The organism is Nostocoides australiense Ben110 (genome assembly GCF_001050535.1).
Classification (GTDB): Bacteria; Actinomycetota; Actinomycetes; order Actinomycetales; family Dermatophilaceae; genus Nostocoides_A; species Nostocoides_A australiense.
Window position 1 is genome coordinate 3,191,990 of record NZ_HG764815.1, and the last position, 2,537, is coordinate 3,194,526.

Annotated in this window: 2 protein-coding genes; both read right to left on the minus strand. The window is 70.8% G+C overall.

Features of this window, described 5'->3' with window-relative positions:
- Positions 1 to 1,579: bifunctional phosphoribosylaminoimidazolecarboxamide formyltransferase/IMP cyclohydrolase (gene purH, locus BN11_RS15490; protein WP_048699182.1), on the minus strand; the 1,579-nt coding region annotated here is incomplete at its 3' end.
- A gap of 10 nt (positions 1,580 to 1,589) precedes the next feature.
- The gene (gene purN / locus BN11_RS15495) at positions 1,590 to 2,171 is read right to left on the minus strand and encodes a phosphoribosylglycinamide formyltransferase (RefSeq protein ID WP_407667987.1); all 582 of its coding nucleotides are present in this window, start codon (positions 2,169 to 2,171) and stop codon (positions 1,590 to 1,592) included.
- Positions 2,172 to 2,537: the final 366 nt, after the last annotated feature.

Genomic DNA, 2,537 nt, shown 5'->3' on the forward strand with positions numbered 1-2,537 from the left:
CCGCCTCGGCCGCGGCGACGACCTCTTCGTCGCGGACCGAACCGCCCGGCGCCACAACGGCTTCGACGCCGGCGTCGAGCAGCACCTGCAGCCCGTCAGCGAAGGGGAAGAAGGCGTCGGAGGCGGCGACCGCCCCACGCGCCCGCTCCTCCCCCGCCCGCGAGACGGCCAGGCGGCACGAGTCGACCCGGTTGACCTGGCCCATGCCGATGCCGACCGACGCGCCATCGCGGGCAAGGAGGATAGCGTTGGACTTCACCGATCGCACTGCGCGCCAGGCGAACTGGAGATCCGCCAGCGTCGCCGCATCGGCAGCAGATCCCGCCACGAGGCGCCAGTTTGCCGCTTCGTCCCCACCGGAGACGCCGCCCGAGGCATCCTCGACGACCGCATCCAACCGGTCCACGGTCTGCATGAGCACGCCACCCGAGATCGGGCGGTACTCCACCGCGTCGCGAGCCGCCTGCATACCGTCGGGCAACTGCACGAGGCGTCGGTTCTTCTTCTCCCGCAACACGTCCAGCGCGTCAGCGTCGAAGCCGGGCGCCGCGACAACTTCGCTGAAGGTGTCGTTGAGCGCCAGCGCCATCGCGCGGTTGACCGTGCGGTTGGTGGCGACCACACCGCCATACGCGGACACGGGGTCACAGGCGTGAGCGGCGGCATACGCCGCATCCACGGTGTCGCCGACGCCGATCCCGCAGGGGTTGGCGTGCTTGATGATCGCGACCGTCGGCTGGTCGCCCTGGTCGTAGGCGGCCCGCACGGCGGCGTCGGTGTCGACGTAGTTGTTGTAGGACATCTCCTTGCCGTGCAGCTGCTCGGCACTGGCCAGCCCCGGCCGTCCGGAGCGATAGAGCGCGGCGCGCTGGTGGGGGTTCTCGCCGTAGCGCAGCGACTGCGCCTTGGTCCACGTCGCACCCGCCCACGCCGGGAAGCCGCTGCCGCCGGAGGTATCGACATAGGCATTGCCCATCCAGTTGGCGACCGCGTTGTCGTAGTCCGCCGTGTGCTGGAAGGCCTTGGCGGCCAACAGTTTCCGCTGCTCGACGGTGAACCCACCAGAGGTCACGGCCTCCAGCACCATCGGGTATGCCGCGGGGTCGGTGACGATGGCGACGGAGGGGTGGTTCTTGGCGGCGGCGCGCACCATCGTCGGCCCGCCGATGTCGATCTGCTCGACGCACTCGTCGGGCCCGGCCCCTGAGGCGACGGTCGCGGCGAACGGGTAGAGGTTGCAGACGACCAGCTCGAACGGCTTGATCTCGAGGCCGGCCAGCTGCTCGAGGTGGTCGGGCTTGCGGGTGTCGGCGAGCACGCCGGCGTGGATGACGGGGTGGAGGGTCTTGACCCGCCCCTCGAGGCATTCGGGGAAGCCGGTCAGATCGGCCACCTCGGTGACGGGGAGGCCGAGGCCGGCGATGAACTTCGCCGATCCGCCGGTCGAGACGAGCGCGACGCCCGCCTCGTGCAGGCCACGGACCAACTCCTCCAGCCCGCTCTTGTCGTAGACCGAGACGAGGGCCCGGCGCACCGGGCGGAGGTCTTGCGTGGGACCGGGGGCGCTGACGCTACTCACTTGCTCGAGTCTAGTTCGGTCGTGACCGGGCTGAGGCCAGTGTCCGCACCACGTCGACGAGCATGTCGCGCTCAAGGACCTTGATCCGCTCGTGCAGGCTCAGCTCGGTGTCGCCGTCCTTGATCCGGACCGCCCGCTGGTCGATGATCGGCCCGGTGTCGACGCCGCTGTCCACCCAATGGCACGTGCACCCGGTCAGCTTGACCCCGTGCGCGAGCGCGTCGCGAACCCCATGTGCCCCAGGGAAACTCGGAAGTAGGGCCGGATGGGTGTTGATCGTCCGGTGGGCGGCGAGGAAGGCCGGGCCGAGCACCTTCATGAAGCCGGCGCTCACGACCAGGTCCGGGTCGTATGCCGCCACCCGCGCCGTCAGGGCGGCGTCCCACTCCTCCCGGCTCGGGTGGTCGCTCACCTTCTCGACGAAGGTGGGTATGCCGGCCCGCGCCGCCCGCTGCTCCCCCAGGGTGTCGTCGCGGTCGGCGCCGACGGCGACGATCTGGGCGCCGTATGCCGCGTCGGCGGCCGCGTCGATCAGCGCCTGCAACAGCGTGCCGGAGCCGGAGACGAGGACGACGAGGCGGGCAGGGATCACGGTTCGCAAGCCTAGCGATGGGTCGGCCGGCGCCGATCAGCCGGCGCTCACCGTCAGAGGCCAGAGTCACAAGATGGGCTATCGGAGATGTCGAGTCCCCCACCTTGTGACACGAAGGCCGCCGCCGTGTCACAACGTGGGTCATGCGCTCCGGCGGATACCCCATGTCGTGACAGAGGAGACGCCCAAGGCGACGACGACACGGCCGGCGGCCAAACACCTCACGCAGCCCGCGGCGCAGGCGGTCAGCGGCGCAGGCGCCACCAGTCGCGGGCGGTGACGACGAAGGCGCCGAGGCCGAGGGCGATGCACAGGCTGACGAACAGGGCCCCCGCGGACGGCCCGAGGCTGGCCAGGCGACCGTCG